The organism is Gilliamella sp. N-G2, from assembly GCF_002142215.1.
GTDB lineage: Bacteria > Pseudomonadota > Gammaproteobacteria > Enterobacterales > Orbaceae > Gilliamella.
In genome coordinates this window covers 1-17383 of the sequence record NZ_NAST01000006.1, presented here as the reverse complement: position 1 = coordinate 17383, position 17383 = coordinate 1, and the positions used below count along the sequence as shown (strand labels likewise).

The window sequence follows — 17383 nt, the reverse complement described above, 5'->3', positions numbered from 1 at the left end:
CACCTGTACATTTTATGAAACGATTATTCCGCCAATATATTTGGCGGAATTTTTTATTTCTGGATAAATTTAGCTGGATATTATAATAACGATAATGAAAAAGTTCTGTTATAAACTATTTAAATTCTTATTGATATTACTAGTTTTATTTGTTGGTAGCTTTTTTGTTGCTGATTATCTTTTTCCATTATCTGTTTCACAAAATAAAACTACACAGACTGTTATCGCTGAAGATGAAACGCTATTATGGCGATTTGCTGATAAAAATGGTATTTGGCGTTATTCAGTTAGTCTTGACGAAGTCCCTGACTATTATCTTGACGCTTTATTAAATTATGAAGATCGTTATTTTTTCGATCATATTGGTATTAATCCAATTTCTTTACTGCGTGCTGCTTGGCAAAATATATCAAATGATAGAATTGTTTCTGGTGGCAGTACCATTTCCATGCAAGTTGCTCGATTATTATATCCTCATGATCGAACATTATTTGGTAAATTAAAACAGATCTTTCGCACTTTTCAACTAGAATTACATTATAATAAAAAAGAAATTCTAACTTTATATATTAATCACGCACCTTATGGTGGCACAATCGAAGGTATAGGTGCTGCAAGTTGGTCTTATTTTGGTAAACAACCGAAAGAATTAACAAGAAGTGAAGCAATTTTATTAGCCGTCTTGCCCCAAGCACCAAGTCGATTGCGACCAGATCGATTTCCTGAAAGAGCTAAGCAAGCCCGAGATAAAGTACTTGATAGATTGGTTGAATATCAAGTGTGGTCAAAAGACTTGATTGAACAAGTACGTCGTGACGAGGTTTGGGTATATCCACGGAAAGCCCCTCAGTTAGCCCCTTTATTAGCTTATCGATTAAAACAGCAATATCCTAATGATGATATTATTCATTCCACTATTGATGCATCAATTCAATACAATTTGGAAGATTTAGCAATTAACCGTAAAAAGCAGTTGCCACCCAAAACATCATTGGCTATTTTAGTCGTTGATCATACTGATATGACTGTAAAAGGCTATGTAGGCTCGGCTGATTTTAATGATAAAGAACGTTTTGGACAGATTGATATGATTAGTGCATTACGTTCTCCTGGTTCTACTTTAAAACCGTTTATTTATGCCTTTGCTATTGATGAGGGTATGATTCATTCTGAATCTTTATTGCAAGATGTTCCTCGTATTTCCTCTGATTATCGACCTACTAATTTCGATGAAGGTTTTTATGGTCCAGTTAGTGCATCAGAGGCATTAAGTAAATCACTAAACTTACCCGCAGTTCAATTAATTGAGTTATATGGTCCAAAGCGATTCACAGCCAAACTGGCCGGTATTGGTTTGACTTTATCTTCTATAGCTAACGAACCAAATATTTCTTATATATTAGGTGGAGCTTCATTAAGAATGGATAATCTTGTTAGTGCTTACAGTGCCTTTGCTCGGCATGGTGAGGTGAGTCCGTTACGATTTACTCAAAAAGAACCTTTAATAAATAAACCACTTATTTCTGATGGTAGCGCTTGGATAACAAGACAAATGCTAATTAATAGTAATTTATTAGCATATAAAACTGGTACCAGTTATGGTTATCGGGATGCTTGGGCAATTGGAATCAATCCAAGGTACTTAATCGGTGTTTGGGTAGGGCGACCAGACGGTACTCCTGTTCCTGGACAATATGGTTCAATGTCAGCAATGCCAATTTTACAGCAAGTGAATTCAATATTATTAAACAGAGAAACTCGTTTGAATCGACCTATTATTGATAATGAAATGCCTAAATCAGTTTCTTCTATGAAAATCTGCTGGCCATTAGGACAACCTCTTCCAGAATCGGATGCAAATTGTCATCGGCAAAAAACAGCATGGGTATTGGATAAAATGGTACCACCAACATTAAGTACTTATAGCGAATTGAAAAACAACATTTACCGTTCTGGTTGGATAACTATTTGGGTAAATGAACGAGGTGAACGTGTCGCAGCTGATTGTTTAGGTGCACAAAAAAAACAGGTAGCATTATGGCCTGTTTCATTAGAAAATTGGTTACTAACTAAAGAACGAAGGAAATCAATATTACCGCCTATCGATAAAACATGTCCTGTAATGGGTAAGGATATCTTTTCTTCTCTCAATATTGTTGGGCTACGTGATAAACAACTGATTAGAGCTTTACCAGGATTTAATCAAGTGACTGTTGATCTAATTCCAGAAGGTGGTTATGGTGAAAAATGGTGGTTTTTAGATGGGGATTTAGTAGCTAATTCCCATAATAATGAAAAAATTGCTTTAACAGTGACCAAAAAGGGGATACATCGTTTATTATTATTAGATGAAAGTGGTCAAATTGTTCGATTAACTTTTACATCAGATTAATAAAGGAATTCTCATATGGCTATACAACGCACATTATCAATCATTAAGCCCAATGCAGTTAACAAACAAGTCATAGGTGAGATTGAAACTCGAATATCAAAAGCAAAACTCAAAATCATTGCTATGAAAATGATTAAGCTGACAAAGTCTCAAGCTGAAGGCTTTTATACTGAACATCAAAATAAGCCTTTTTTTGATAAATTAGTTAATTTTATGATTTCAGGTCCAATAGTTGTACAAGTGCTTGAAGGTGAAGATGCCATCTACCAATATCGCCAATTAATGGGACCTACCGATTTAAGTAACGCTGAACAAGGAACATTAAGAGCTGATTTTGCCGATAACACCACAGAAAATGCAGTACATGGTTCAGACTCTATTTCATCCGCCGAAAGAGAAATTGCCTATTTTTTTGTAGATAGTGAAATAGTTGGATAATTGTAGAATAAGGCAAATATCACAGATAAATGAATTTTATTTTTTATTGATTTATCTGTGAAATATATTAACTGGCAATATGTAACTTAAATGGTTGGCTTTGAAGATTTTGTACTGTTTCAGTATCTAAATGGTTATCGGTAATAATATCGGTAAAACGATTGAGTGGTATAGAGGTAAATAAAGAATAAGAATTGTATTTACTGCTATCTGCGACAAGTACTACTTTATCCGCCTTTTGAGCAAATCCTGCTTTAATTAATGCTTTGTCTTCAGTTGGTGCAGTTACGCCTTTACTTAAACTCCATGAATTACAACTTACAAATGCAATATCAGGATTAATTTGTAGTAACAATGAACGTCCATGTTCACCGATGCATGATTGACTACTATCATCAATTTTACCGCCAATGATGGTCACTTCAATCTGTTTAAACTCAGATAAAAAAAGAGCAATATGCAAATCTGATGTAATAACTCTGACAGGCATTTGGGTAATTCTTTTAGCAATTTCCAAAGTTGTTGTCCCGGCATCAAGCGCTATTGAGTCTCCAGCTTTTATTAGTTCGGCTGCAACATCTGCAATAAGTTGTTTTTCATTAAAATTTTTATGAATTTTTTCAGATGTAGTTGGTTGACTAGGAATAAAACGATTTAGAGTAACCCCCCCATGAGTTCGACTAATTACTCCTTGTTGATCTAATTTAATTAAATCACGACGAATTGTGGCAGGAGAGGCTTCAGTAGCTATAACTAACTCTTCGACTGTGACTAAGTTATGAATCTTAAGATAATCCATGATTTGATCAAGTCGATTGTATTTACCCACTGAAAATTCTCCTTTTTATTTTGCTATGTTTATTAATATTGTTCACTATGATAACAGTTCCGCTAATCGGATTGATTCTATCATACTATCGGCTTTTGCAATACCTTGCCATGCAATATCAAATGCGGTGCCATGATCGGCTGATGTTCTAATAAATGGTAGTCCGGCTGCGATATTTACCCCATCATAAAAGCCTAATAATTTAAGTGGGATATGACCTTGGTCATGGTACATTGCGACAACCATATCAAATTTACCTTGATGGGCTTGTAAAAATACTGTATCAGGTGCACATGGACCAATAGCATCAATGCCACAAAGCCGCATTTTTTCAATAGCAGGTGTAACAAATTTTATTTCTTCATCACCAAATAGGCCATGTTCTCCTGCATGGGGGTTAACACCAGCTACAGCAATTTTGGGATCAGAAATTCCTACTTTTTTAAGAAAGTCATCAGCAATTTTAATTACTTTTTCAATTCTATCACTACTTAATTTATCCAAAAAGTTTCGTAGTGAAACGTGTGTGGTAACATGAATCACTTTTAGTGAATCAGTATAAAGTACCATTGCGACATCTTTACTATTAGTGAGTTTAGCTAATAATTCAGTATGTCCTGGATACATGTGTCCGGCTGAGTGTAGTGCCTCTTTGTTTAGTGGTGCTGTTGCAATTGCCGTAACTTCGCCCGCAAGAGCTAATTCTGTTGCTTTTTTTACACATCGATAAGCTAGATCTCCCGCTTGTGGTTGAATTTTTCCTGGTTGCAATGAATCGATATCTTCCAATTTTATATCAATTATATTAATCACATTTTTTGAGAAATCAGCTTCGCTAACGCTATTGATTATATTAAGATTAATGTTCTTAAATAATCCCATTTTTAATTGTTTTTTTAATAAATCAGCCGAACCAATTACAACCGAATTTATATTTTTTACAATATCTGATTGTAGTGCTTTGACAATAATTTCCGGCCCGATTCCTGCTGGATCTCCCATAGTTATCGCTATGATTTTTGACACAATTTATCTCCTTTAAATAAATCTTAATGATTTTAAAAAAATATCCTTTGTTCCAAATCCACCAGCTTTAGTAAATACACGATAATCTAAATTTTCATGGCTTAATAATCTACCATAAGGAACACCTTCACAAACTTGTCCTTCGATTATAAAGCCTATTGCTCCTAATGATTTAGCAACGGAAATAGCTACATCACCACCAGTTAAAAATAAATTACTAAACTTTAAGTTTTTAACTAATAATCCTAAACCACTACAGATTTTTTCACCTAATTCGGTTCTTGATAATTGATATTGTTGGCAGTATAAATCGATTTTTTCTCGTTCTTGTTTATTGGTACTGGTTCTGACAATACAATGTTGATTATCGTTAAGTATTTCTTGAATTTTATTCTTATATGTTACTAATGTAGTTGCTGATAGTTCTGGTAATAAATCCGATATTTTTAGATCAACGATATTCCATTTGTTATCATTTCGAATGGTATAATTTATTTGTAGTTGAGTAATTTCGCTCATTGATCCAGCAATGACTAACATTGGCTTTATGCTTACTCTTTCAATTTTTGGTGTTTTTTCTGTTATAGATGGCGAAAGAAAATCAACCAATCCTGCCGAGCCAACTAGCAAAATGTTATCTAGTAATCCCTGAATTTCCTCAATAATTGTTTCTAAGTCATGATTTGTTTCTGCATCGATGACGATGATCTTAGTTCCTTGAGTTACAAAGTTTTCAATAAGTTTTGTTACTTGATGCGTTCTTACTTGATTTAGATTGATTTCTTCACATGGGTAATCTGTTTGCTGTTTTATAATTGTTTTAATATGAGATGAACAAATAGGTGTTTTAGGATCAGTAGCAAATTCGGTATCGATTAATTCAATACCGTTAACATAGCATTTCCCATTCTTAGTTATACGATTCATATTAGGAAAAGCAGGTATAACTAAAGCAAATTTAACTTGAGTCGTCGCTAGTAATGTTTCTATTTCCCCACCTATATTACCACGTAGAGTTGAATCAATTTTTTTATAAATAGGTCGTAAGTGTGGATTATTTGAAATAACTTGTTTAATTCTATCTTGGGCTTCGTGATATTCGATTGCTCTACTTTCAGTATTAACAACCGTAATTTTCTTATCATTAAGATGAGTTTTTAAAGGCTGTTTAGATCGCCAATCAAAAACGACATTTACAATAAACCCTTTGTTAACAAGTTGTACACCAGCGTCATTAGAACCGGTGAAATCGTCTGCAATTATTAATTTTATCATTGATTAATTTTACTCAAAAAAAACTATTTTTAGGATTATACCGATTATTTAATCAAAAAAACAATTAAAATGATTAAAATAAATCATTTTAATCATAATGTGATCTGGATCATAGTTTTATAATATTAAAATTGATCAATACGCAAACTTAAAATAACATTAAATGATTAAATTAAATCAATATGATTTTTAATACTCATTTATATTGCAATCGATTGGAGTTAACTATGCACATTAACAGTACTGTCTTAAGTGGACAAGGTGTATTAAATGATCTTAATTTTCTATTTAAACAACATCGTCATATCATATTTATGACGGATAAAAATATTATTAATTTACCAGTGGTAACTAAATTAATAAAAACAATTGTAGATACAGTTCCTCATTTCACTCTCATTGATGATATTCCGCCAGAACCTAGTCATCATGATGTCACAAATTTATTAAACCGAATGAAAATAGCTAATGCTGATCTAATTGTTGGTGTCGGTGGAGGCAGTGTTCTTGATGTTGCTAAATTAATTTCAGTGTTATGTGCTAAAGAGAATCAATTGACTCTTGAACAATTATTGTTAGGTGTGAAACCAATTAAAAGATGTACTTCTATCCTTATCCCAACTACAGCTGGAACAGGTTCAGAAGCAACTCCAAATGCTATTTTGGCTATTCCTGAGAAATCTACTAAACAAGGCATCATTTCACCAGTTATGTTGCCTGATTATGTGTGTTTGATTCCAGAATTAACTATTTCTATGCCAAATCATATTGCTGCCTCTACAGGTATTGATGCTTTGTGTCATTTAATTGAATGCTTTACAGCTAGTATAGCCAATCCTGTTGGTGATAATTATGCCTTAATTGGTATGGATAAATTATTTAAGTTTCTTGAGAGATCAGTAAATGACAAAACTGATTTAGAAGCAAAACTGAATATGCTTTGGGCTTCATACTATGGTGGTGCTGCGATTGCTCATTCTGGTACACATCTAGTTCACGCTATGTCATATCCTCTAGGCGGTAAATATCATATTCCTCATGGTGTGGCAAATGCCATTTTACTTGTTCCTTGCATGGAGTTTGTACGTGATGCGGTGGTTGAAAAATTTGCTCAAGCTTATGACTTATTACCAGATGCAAACCTAAATTTAACTGATGAAGAAAAATCGCATGCACTGGTCAGTTATTTTAAAGAATTAGTAAAGCGTTTAGCCCTACCTACAAAATTACAAGAACTTAATATTTCGCCAGAACATTTACCATATCTTGTTGAATCTGCTTTAGACGTAAAACGCCTCATGAATAACGTTCCTAAACAAGTCTCCAAACAAGATGTTCTAGCTATTTATCAATCTCTGTTCTAAGAAACCTATCCTAAAGGAGTAAACATATGAGTAAGAAAATTGAAGGAATTTTAACCGCCATTGTCACAACGTTTGATGAAAATGGTGATTTTTGCCCAAAAAGAATGCGCAAACAGGTTCAACGCCAATTAAATAATGGTAATAGTGTTTTTTGTAATGGTACTAATGGTGAATTTTTTGTTTTAACACAGCAAGAAAAGATCAAAGTTACCGAAGTTTGTGTAGATGAAATATCTGGACGATCACCAGTAATGGCTCACATTGGTGAAATTTCAACACGAGAAACAATAAAACTTGGCAAAGAAATAGCAAAATTAGGTGTTGATGCGGTATCAGTAATTGCGCCATATTTCATCCCATTGAAACAAGAAGAGCTAATCTATCATTATTCAACAATTGCTGATGCACTAACTGTTCCTGTTTATCTATATAACATTCCTGCAAGAACAGGTAACACTATTTTACCTGAAACCGCCGCCAAACTTGCTGAACATCCTAATATTGCTGGTATCAAGGACAGTGCAGGAAGTGCCGAAAGTTTGCAAGCCTTTCTTGATGTAGCAAAAAGCTTAGATAACTTTGATGTATTAACCGGTCCTGATTCATTGATATATCAAGGATTTGTTGGTGGTGCAGTTGGTTCAATTTCGGGGCTTGCTAATGTTGCACCGGGTTATATCAATGCTATCTGGAAAAACTTTAAAGCAGGTGACCTTGATAAATCTAAAGCAGCTCAGGATGCTGTAGGTGATTTAAGGAAAAATTTATATGCAACTGTATTCTCTCCGGCAGCAGTGAAAAAAGCGTTAACACTAATGGGAGAAGAAGTTGGTGTAAGTCGCTATCCGATTGAGTTTACGGATGAACACATTAACGCTATCAAAGAGATTGTTAGCAAATTGTAATCTTTGCAATTAAAAGCTGTCATTTTTAGAGAAATAACAGCTTTTACTTTCAAGTATTGAAGTATTAATAAGGATATTTAGTATGAAAGTTATTTCTACATCGCCTTCATTTGCCAAGTATGATTCTACGCCGATAGATAATCTTAAAAAAAATGGCTTTGAATTTTTGGCTTTTCCTGCAGATGTTACTTTGGAAGAGTTAAAACCTCATTTAAAAGATACAGTAGCAATGATTGTTGCGTTCACACAAATTGATGAAGAGCTACTATCATTGGCGCCTAACTTAAAAATTGTTTGTAAACATGGGGTTGGTGTTGACAATATCGATTTACAAGCTACTAAAAGAAGAAATATTTGGGCAGTTAATGTTCCCAATGCAAATAAACATGCTGTTGCTGATTTTACTTTCACTCTTCTACTTGGTGCCGCTCGTCAATTACCTCAAGCAGTGAGTAAAACAGTAAAAGGTGAGTGGCCTAGAATATTTGCTACCGATGCTTATGGAAAGACAATAGGTATTTTGGGATTAGGTAATATTGGCAAGCAAGTAGCGTTAAGGGCCAAGGGATTTAATATGAATATATTAGCTTATGATCCTTATCCTGATGAAAATTTCGCCAAGGAAAATGGTGTTAAATATGTCAGTTTAGATGAGCTTGTACAACAAAGTGATTTTATTTCAATTCATATGCCTTTAATCGAATCCACCAATAATTTATTTAATCTTTCACTTATTCGCAAAATGAAATCAAGTGCTTTTCTCTTAAATTTATCTCGTGGCGGAATTGTTAATGAGGATGATCTCTATACTGCATTGTCTGAAAATATTATTGCAGGCGCAGCATCCGATGTATTCGTTCAAGAACCTTTAATTACACACCCATTATTTTCACTCGAAAACTTTATTGGAACCGCTCATATAGCCGGTTATACCGATGGTGCAGTAAGTGAAATAGGGAAAAGTTGTGTCGAAAATATTATTAATTCTATTGTTCATGGTCAAAGACCAGTAAATATAGTTAATGAGCTTTAAGTCTATATTTTAAAAATATAGTGAGGTCTATTATGGATTTAGTACCACAAAAAAAATCAAATATTCGTTGGATTATTGCTGGGTTAATGTGGGCTGCGATTGCAGTAAATTATTTAGATAGAGCAATTATAGCAGCTGCAAGTCCCCATTTAATTAAGGAGTTTAGTTTAACACCAAGTGAAATGGGATGGATTATGTCAGCATTTTTCTGGACCTATGCTCTTTTACAAATTCCTGCTGGTTGGCTAGCGGACAAAGTAGGACAAAAGAAAACATTAGGATGGGCTGTAGGTTGGTGGTCTGTAGCAACTATGTGTATGGGTATTGCTACGGGATTTAAATCATTGTTATGTATGCGTTTTATTTTAGGTGCTGGAGAAGCTGCTGCATATCCAAGTAACGCAGGTATCGCATCTAGATGGTTTCCAGATAAAGAACGTTCATTTGTGTCAGCGTTATTTGATAGTGCATCAAAATTTGGTGGTGCGGTAGCTATGCCACTAATTGTTTGGTTAATGTACTTATTTGATTGGAGAATTACATTTTGTATTTTTGGTAGTATCGGTATTATTTGGGCTTTATTTTGGATGATTTATTATTCAGATTCACCAGAAAAACATCGAATGATTAATCAAGCTGAAATCAATTATATTCGTGAAGGTCAAGCTCAAAAACACGGCATTGAGCAAGGTGCTGCGATGAAGTGGTATCAATTACTTAGATACAAACCAATTTGGGCAATGTGTTTAGGATTCTTTACTATTAACTATACTTCATATTTCTTTATCACTTGGTTACCAACTTATTTAGTACAAGAAAAAGGTATGGGATTAATTAAAATGGGATTTGTTGCTACACTTCCATTGCTTTGTGGTATGGCCGCTGAAATGACAGCTGGATGGATTTCGGATCGTATGCATAGTAGTAAAAAGTTTTCATTATCTTTTACTCGTAAATCAATTTTATTGATTGGTATGTGTATGGCTTTATGTGTTGGTTTTGCTCCATTAACAGATTCTGTTGTTCTGACTGTGGTATTGTTGTGTATAGCTAGATCAGGTACAGCTGTAGCTGCTTCACAAGTTTGGTCTTTACCTGGCGATGTGGCGCCTAAAAATATGGTTTCTACTGTTGCCGGTTTACAAAATACTATTTCAAATTTTGGTGGAGCATTTGGTCCAATTATTACGGGAGCTCTTGTTGCAGCAACAGGTTCTTTTACATGGGCACTAATTTTTTCAGCCGGCCTACTCATATTAGGAATGTTTAACTATATTTTCTTATTAGGTAAAGTAAAACCTATAGATTCATAATTTTGCCTTTCATTTATTTAGATGTCTATTGCCCCTTCTTGGGGCTTTTTTAATATAAATTTGAGAATCTATATAACCAATAGTTATATAGATGTAAATATTTGTTATTTATCCTAAAGACTATTTATTGTTAGACTTTTTATGTGAAAACCAAATTACCTTATTGAGGATGTGTCATGAAATTTCTAACTAAATCGTTAACAGCTGTAGCTTTAATTAGCACACTATTAGGCGTGAACACTGCTTATGCAGATCGTTTAGACGATATTGAAAAACGAGGTGAGATCAAGATTGCTGTATTTGATAGTAATCCTCCGTTTGGATTTATTGATGAAAAAACCAATAAAATTGCCGGGCTAGATGTTGATTATGCTAATGAAATAGCTAAAGCATTAAATGTAAAAGTGGAACTTGTTCCAACTAATCCAGCTAATCGTATTCCATTACTTACCTCGCAAAAAGCGGATTTGATCGTTGCCAACTTTACGGTTACTGATGAACGAGCTAAAACAGTTGATTTTAGTTTGCCTTATTTTGCCACTGGTCAGAAGTTTGTGGCTAAAAAAGGATTGTTAAAAACAGCTGATGATCTTAAAAATCTTCGTATAGGGGCTGATAAAGGGACTGTAATGGAAATTACGTTACGTGAAAAGTTCCCAACCGCTAAAGTGATTTCTTATGATGATACGCCTTTTGCTTTTGCCGCATTACGTAATGGAGTGGTACAAGCTATTACTCAAGATGATGCTAAGTTAATTGGTTTACTTGCAAATGTCCCAGAAGAACAACGTGCTGTTTTTGAAATTTCACCATTTAGTATTACTGAAGAATATCAAGCTGTTGGTATTCCAAAAGGTGAAACTCGTTTAAAAGAAAAAGTTAATCAAATATTATTAAAACTTGAAAATGATGGTGAAGCATTGACTATTTATAACCGTTGGTTTGGTCCAGATACAAATTCTGCGATGCCTCGTGGCGATTTCAAAATAGGTAAAGGTCAATAAATTATATGTATGAGCAATTACTAGAACCACGTTATTTGTGGTGGTTGTGGGATGGTTTTTTAGTCACTATGGCTATCTCTTTTTTAACAATTATCTTTTCTACCACATTAGGATTTTTATTAGTTATTGCTCAGCAAAGTCATATTAAAATTATCAAAGGCGTTGTTATTGGATATAACGCCATTTTTCGTTATTCGCCATTACTACCGCAACTTTTTTTCTGGTATTTTGGTATTGGTAATTTGTTACCGATTGAGTTTAAATTATGGTTATTTGATGAACCAGAAATTCAACTGTTTTTGTTCACTCTAAAAATGCCATCTTTTGAATTTATTATTGGTTTAATTGGTTTAACATGTTATTCCAGTGCTTTTATTGCTGAAGAATTCCGGGCTGGTATTATGGGGGTGAGTAATGGACAAGAACAAGCCTCATTAGCGTTAGGTCTCACTCGTTGGCAGAGTATGCGATTTATTATTTTACCGCAAAGCTTTCGTATCGCGTTTCCTCCATTGATCGGTCAATATATGAATATTATCAAAAACTCATCGCTAACCATGGCAATAGGTGTGTTAGAACTATCTTATGTTTCTCGTCAAGTAGAAACCGAATCGTTAAAAACATTTCAGGATTTTGCAGTAGCAACTTTTTTATATATTTTAGCTATTGTTATTGTGGGTACCCTAGGCAATATTTATCAATCAAAATATTTACAAATAGGCAAGGTCTAATACGTTATGGATTTTAAGGGTTTTGAAATTATTTGGCATAATCTCGATTATCTTATTTTTGGTAATTTCCCTGGTGGCATAGTATTAACATTGTTAATGAGTTTTGCTGCTATTGTTTTTTCGACCATTTTGGGTATTTTCGCGGGAGTCGGTTTAACGGTTTGTGACGGAATTTTACGTAAACTTTTAGTTATTGTATTAGGTTTTTTAAGAGCGATTCCCGTTATTATGCTCATATTTTGGACTTATTTTTTATTGCCAGTTTTATTAAATATTGATGTGCCAGCTATCACTACTGTGATTTTTGCTTTATCATTAATTGGTGGTGCATACATTGGTCATTCTGTTCATGCAGGAATGGTAGCTATTGGCAAAGAACAATGGCAAGCAGCTTTTTCATTAGGTTTCACGAAAACCCAAGTCATTATTTTTATTATCTTGCCACAAGCATTAAAAATGATGTTACCTTCCTTTGTTAATCAGTGGGTATCATTAATTAAAGATACCTCTCTAGCTTATATCGTTGGTGTTGCAGAGTTTACCTTTATTGCTACCCAAATTAATAATCGTAGTATGGTTTATACTACAGAGATTTTTTTGTTTGTTATTATGGTTTATTTTATTATTTGTGCCACACTTGATTTTACCGTATCAGTATTACCAAAATATCATTTATTTTCTCGCAAAAAATAGCTAGATGGTTTGTTTTAATAGTATTGAGCAAAACATCTCTAAAAAAGTCAAAAAGGTTATTAAGGTTCTTTTAAGCTTTGTTTGCTAAATTATAAGTAAATATTATCAATATTGGTTTTGATATGTTACTTAATATGAACACTCATCTTTTTTTATTAATCAATGCTCAAGAACACGCTTCGAAGTTGTTTATTCTTTTTGCTGTGTTTTGTGCTAATTACTTAATATTACTACCTATTGGCTTATTAGGAATATACTGTATATACAAACCAGTATATAGAACATTGGTGATAAAAATTTTAATAAGTTTAGCATTGGTGCTAACTGTTACTTTTATTATAAGGCATCTATTTTATTCGCCACGGCCATTTGTACTTAATGTTGGTACTAATTTTTTAACTCATGATAAAACGAGTTCGTTACCGAGTCAGCATGCTGTTTTTATTTGGACTATCTGTTTTTCTATTTATTTAAATTATAAAAAGCAATTTAAATCGTTTGCTTATTTATCTACTGTAGTTGCTTTGCTTGTTTGTTGGAGTCGTATCTACTTAGGGGTTCATTGGCCACTAGATATTCTAGTTGGCATGTTATTAAGTTTTATATCAGTTTATTTAATTAAAAAATTTTGGTTTCTATATTACAAAATTTATAAATGATTAAAAATTTAAGTTGTTCAAGGTTAGGCATATACTAGTTAACTATGCTAGTTAGGGTATTTTTCAAATCTACTTAAGGTTGAACTATAATGAAAATACTTATAGTCGAAGACGATAGTTTATTACAAAAAGGGTTATACGATGGTATAACGTCTGATGGCTATGTTTGTGAAGTGGCATCTAATGGTAAGCAAGCGGAAGAACATATAGAGTTTTCGCAATTCAGTTTAATTATTCTTGATTTGGGACTGCCAGATTGCGATGGTTTAGATTTACTCACTCGTTGGCGTAAAAAACAAATTGAGGTTCCTGTTCTTATTTTAACTGCCCGCGATACTATTGAAGATAGAGTAGAAGGTTTAGATCTTGGTGCTGATGATTATTTAATTAAGCCTTTTGCTTTAACTGAATTACTAGCAAGAGTCAGGGCATTGATTCGTCGAAATCAAGGAACAGCTGATAATGTTATTAATTATGGTCCGATTAGCATTGATATTAAACGACAAACAGCGACATTAAATGGACAAGAAGTTATATTAACACCTAAAGAGTTTATTTTATTGTCTAGATTGATGTTAAAAGCTGGAGAAAAAGTACATCGTAATTTATTGCAAAATGATTTATATGATTGGCAAAGTGATCCTAGTTCAAATGTGCTTGAGGTTTATATTCATGCGTTACGAAATAAATTAGGTAAACATTTAATCAAAACTGTACGTGGATATGGTTATCAACTCAATATTGATAATTAGCTATTATTCTAAATTTAGTGAATGATAAATTTATGATTGAAAAATCCTTGACCAAGATACGTCATAGTATTCGTTGGAATCTTTTTTTTACTTTAGGCGCTATTATGTTAATTTGCCAAATTATTACGGTATTTTGGTTATGGCATGAAAGTAAAGAGCAAATTGATGTTCTAGTTAATCTAACATTAAGTAAAAATAAAATCGACGAAGTAGTTGAGCACGAGGAGTTAGAGGCTATTTTTGCTCTGTTTTGTTCAGCTTTTTCTATGATGGCTGTGACATTATTTTTAGCTTATAAAGCTATTAAATGGATTACTAAACCTTTAGAGATTCTGGAAAAGGATCTAAATCAAAGAACCGCGGATAATCTTAAGCCGATAAAGCCAATTAGTAATATGCGTGAAATCAAATCGATTACATTGGTATTAAATAATTTATTTGAAAGACTCAATAATACTCTTTCGCAAGAACGTCTATTCACTGCCGATGTTGCTCATGAAATGCGAACACCATTGGCTGGTATTCGTCTGCATTTAGAATTACTTGAAGCAAAAAATAAAATTGATTGTCGTGAATTAATTGAACGTATAGATCGTTTAGTCAATACCGTAGAACAACTTTTAATGCTTGCTAGGGCTAGTCAAAAATTTACGTTAGGTCAGTATCAAAAAATTAATTTTTATGATGATATTCAAATACCGCTTTTTGATGAGTTAACTGAATTAACAGAACAGAAACAACAAACGATTGAATGGCAAATTACTAATAAGATTACTTTTAGTGGCGATGCTACTCTGATTCGTTTACTGATTCGCAATCTGGTTGAAAACAGTTATCGATATAGTCCGACTAAAAGTAAAATTACGATATGTTTTTATAAAGACATTCAAGATATTATTATTGCTGTTCAAGATGAAGGTTGTGGTATTGATGAATCAAAGACTGAAAATTTAACCCAAGCCTTTTTCCGAATGGATCGTAAACATAATGGAATAGGACTTGGCTTAAGTATAGTTAATCGCATTACTAAATTACATCATGGGCAATTTACATTAAGAAATCGGCAGTGCCACCAAACCGGTACCATCGCCGAAGTTAGACTTAATGATTCACTTCATCAATTAACTTAGTTATTAAACTGTTATGTTGATTTTCTTTAATGAGCGATGATAAAAAACGTTGCCAAGTGCGTTCTATTTTTGCTTTAGCAAAAAATCCGACATAATTAGCAATTGGAATAAAGGTCGAATTACCTATATTATCAATAATGATTAAGCGATTTTTTTCAGATGACAAATGCTGAAATAAAATATTTTTACTTTTGATTGTCATGGTAATAATGCGATCTTTTAATAACGCTGTTTTTAGTGCTTTAAGTGATACAACTAACGCACTATAATATTGCTCAGTTAATTGTTCGTCGTAGAGATATTTTTCTAACGGTTTAGCAATTTTCCCATCATAGTCCCGAATTAATTCAAAAACATGTCCTTGTCCAAAATTAGTTGTTACTGGGCCATAATATTTTGCCAAAACATCCCACGATATTTTGCGTTTTATAAGATGTTTATAATAAGCAATTTCACGGTTTGTTTCCTCTTCGGCACCATCATTATAATTCACTTTGATACATTTATTTGGATCATCTGGATGATGATAGCATTTTCTATGTAATCCTTTGCTTATATAATCTTTTTCGGTAAGTTGAATTAAATTTTTCATCAATTGATATTGTGTAATTAAAGGTTAACTGAAAGTGTAGCAGTTAGTTTTTTTTATCGCTATGGTTTTTTTATTATAAGTTCTAGCGCTTTTATAATATTTCTGTATAATATTGCCACCCACGTTACAACAGTGTTCTTCCCAACGCTGTTTTCGATTGTCAAAATTAGTATAGCAACTCGAAGGGGTTAGTTAGTTAATAGTAGCAATCAAAAAGTGTAAATAAATCAAATGATTTATTAACGTGAGATTAATTAAAATTTGGATAAATACGAATGAGTACTTTTTCAGCTAAACCAGAAACAGTTAAACGCGACTGGTATGTTGTTGATGCAGCAGGTAAAACGTTAGGTCGTTTAGCTACTGAAATCGCAAGCCGTTTGCGTGGTAAACACAAAGCAGAATATACACCACATGTTGATACAGGTGACTATATTATCGTTATCAATGCAGAAAAAGTTGCTGTAACAGGCAAAAAACGCACTGATAAGATCTATTATCGTCATACTGGTTACATCGGTGGACTTAAAGAAGCGACTTTTAAAGAAATGATTGAACGTCATCCTGAACAAGTCATCGAAATTGCTGTAAAAGGCATGTTACCGAAAGGTCCTCTTGGTCGTGCAATGTACCGTAAACTAAAAGTTTATGCAGGTAGTGAGCACAATCATGCGGCACAACAACCGCAAGTATTAGATATTTAAGGGGATAGAAGATGGCTGATAATCAATATTACGGTACAGGTCGCCGCAAAAGTTCCGCTGCTCGAGTGTTTATCAAACCAGGTAGTGGAAATATCGTTATTAATAAACGTTCATTAGAGCAATATTTTGGTCGTGATACAGCTCGTATGGTTGTTATGCAACCACTTGAGTTAGTTGAAATGACTGACAAACTTGATCTTTACATCACTGTTAAAGGTGGTGGTATTTCAGGTCAAGCTGGTGCGATTCGTCACGGTATTACTCGTGCATTAATGGAATATGATGAAACTTTACGCTCTTCATTACGTCAAGCGGGCTTTGTTACTCGTGATGCACGTCAAGTTGAACGTAAAAAAGTGGGGCTACGCAAAGCTCGTCGTCGTCCACAATTCAGCAAACGTTAATTGCTACGTTACAAATTTGTTTCAAAACCCAGCACAAGCTGGGTTTTTTTTCAGTTTTATTTATTACGATATAAATTTAGATAATAATCACCTAAATTAAAAATAATTTATTATTATTCAATATAATATATTATAAATC

18 protein-coding genes are annotated in these 17383 nt (G+C 33.3%); 14 read left to right on the top strand and 4 right to left on the bottom strand.

What is annotated here, in order from left to right:
- Positions 1-94: 94 nt before the first annotated feature.
- The gene (gene pbpC / locus B6C99_RS04285) at positions 95-2392 is read left to right on the top strand and encodes a penicillin-binding protein 1C (protein ID WP_086358698.1); all 2298 of its coding nucleotides are present in this window, start codon (positions 95-97) and stop codon (positions 2390-2392) included.
- A gap of 15 nt (positions 2393-2407) precedes the next feature.
- Positions 2408-2830, top strand: a complete 423-nt coding sequence (ndk, locus tag B6C99_RS04280) for a nucleoside-diphosphate kinase (RefSeq protein WP_086358697.1) — start codon at positions 2408-2410, stop codon at positions 2828-2830.
- A 67-nt stretch (positions 2831-2897) separates the two neighbouring features.
- On the opposite strand, the gene B6C99_RS04275 is transcribed toward ndk, so the two are convergent.
- From B6C99_RS04275 to B6C99_RS04265, 3 genes are read right to left on the bottom strand one after another with little or no spacing between them, the layout of a single operon-like run.
- A complete protein-coding gene (locus tag B6C99_RS04275; protein WP_086357046.1) occupies positions 2898-3659 on the bottom strand; it encodes a DeoR/GlpR family DNA-binding transcription regulator in 762 nt (253 codons plus the stop codon).
- Between the two features lie 45 nt (positions 3660-3704).
- Positions 3705-4685, bottom strand: a complete 981-nt coding sequence (gene pdxA, locus B6C99_RS04270; RefSeq protein WP_065577998.1) for a 4-hydroxythreonine-4-phosphate dehydrogenase PdxA — start codon at positions 4683-4685, stop codon at positions 3705-3707.
- Between the two features lie 12 nt (positions 4686-4697).
- Positions 4698-5960, bottom strand: coding sequence for a four-carbon acid sugar kinase family protein (locus B6C99_RS04265; RefSeq protein WP_086358696.1), 1263 nt, complete (start codon positions 5958-5960; stop codon positions 4698-4700).
- 227 nt (positions 5961-6187) lie between these two features.
- On the opposite strand from B6C99_RS04265, the gene B6C99_RS04260 reads away from it, so the two are divergent.
- From B6C99_RS04260 to pmrB, 10 genes are all read left to right on the top strand, one after another.
- The gene (locus tag B6C99_RS04260) at positions 6188-7324 is read left to right on the top strand and encodes an iron-containing alcohol dehydrogenase (protein ID WP_086358695.1); all 1137 of its coding nucleotides are present in this window, start codon (positions 6188-6190) and stop codon (positions 7322-7324) included.
- A gap of 26 nt (positions 7325-7350) precedes the next feature.
- A complete protein-coding gene (locus B6C99_RS04255) occupies positions 7351-8229 on the top strand; it encodes a dihydrodipicolinate synthase family protein (RefSeq protein ID WP_086358694.1) in 879 nt (292 codons plus the stop codon).
- Between the two features lie 82 nt (positions 8230-8311).
- Complete coding sequence (locus tag B6C99_RS04250; protein WP_086358693.1) at positions 8312-9262, top strand: phosphoglycerate dehydrogenase; 951 nt, start codon at positions 8312-8314, stop codon at positions 9260-9262.
- Positions 9263-9294: 32 nt separating this feature from the next.
- A complete protein-coding gene (locus B6C99_RS04245) occupies positions 9295-10575 on the top strand; it encodes an MFS transporter (RefSeq protein WP_143413911.1) in 1281 nt (426 codons plus the stop codon).
- Positions 10576-10751: 176 nt separating this feature from the next.
- A complete protein-coding gene (locus B6C99_RS04240) occupies positions 10752-11579 on the top strand; it encodes an ABC transporter substrate-binding protein (protein ID WP_086358692.1) in 828 nt (275 codons plus the stop codon).
- Between the two features lie 5 nt (positions 11580-11584).
- Positions 11585-12310, top strand: a complete 726-nt coding sequence (locus tag B6C99_RS04235) for an amino acid ABC transporter permease (protein WP_086358691.1) — start codon at positions 11585-11587, stop codon at positions 12308-12310.
- Positions 12311-12316: 6 nt separating this feature from the next.
- Positions 12317-13003: an amino acid ABC transporter permease gene (locus tag B6C99_RS04230; RefSeq protein WP_086358690.1), complete on the top strand. Its 687-nt coding sequence runs from the start codon at positions 12317-12319 to the stop codon at positions 13001-13003.
- A 122-nt stretch (positions 13004-13125) separates the two neighbouring features.
- Positions 13126-13662: a phosphatase PAP2 family protein gene (locus B6C99_RS13645; protein ID WP_065614289.1), complete on the top strand. Its 537-nt coding sequence runs from the start codon at positions 13126-13128 to the stop codon at positions 13660-13662.
- 89 nt (positions 13663-13751) lie between these two features.
- Positions 13752-14414, top strand: coding sequence for a two-component system response regulator PmrA (pmrA, locus tag B6C99_RS04220; protein ID WP_034901372.1), 663 nt, complete (start codon positions 13752-13754; stop codon positions 14412-14414).
- 32 nt (positions 14415-14446) lie between these two features.
- Positions 14447-15544 (top strand): two-component system sensor histidine kinase PmrB, encoded by a 1098-nt coding sequence (gene pmrB, locus B6C99_RS04215; protein WP_086358689.1) that lies wholly within the window; start codon positions 14447-14449, stop codon positions 15542-15544.
- Here pmrB and B6C99_RS04210 read toward each other — a convergent pair.
- Positions 15516-16136, bottom strand: coding sequence for a YrbL family protein (locus tag B6C99_RS04210; protein ID WP_086358688.1), 621 nt, complete (start codon positions 16134-16136; stop codon positions 15516-15518). The genes pmrB and B6C99_RS04210 overlap by 29 nt on opposite strands.
- A gap of 275 nt (positions 16137-16411) precedes the next feature.
- Between B6C99_RS04210 and rplM the strand changes: the two genes are divergently transcribed.
- Positions 16412-16840, top strand: a complete 429-nt coding sequence (rplM, locus tag B6C99_RS04205) for a 50S ribosomal protein L13 (protein WP_034901369.1) — start codon at positions 16412-16414, stop codon at positions 16838-16840.
- 11 nt (positions 16841-16851) lie between these two features.
- Positions 16852-17244: a 30S ribosomal protein S9 gene (gene rpsI, locus B6C99_RS04200; RefSeq protein ID WP_034901366.1), complete on the top strand. Its 393-nt coding sequence runs from the start codon at positions 16852-16854 to the stop codon at positions 17242-17244.
- The last annotated feature ends 139 nt before the right edge of the window (positions 17245-17383 follow it).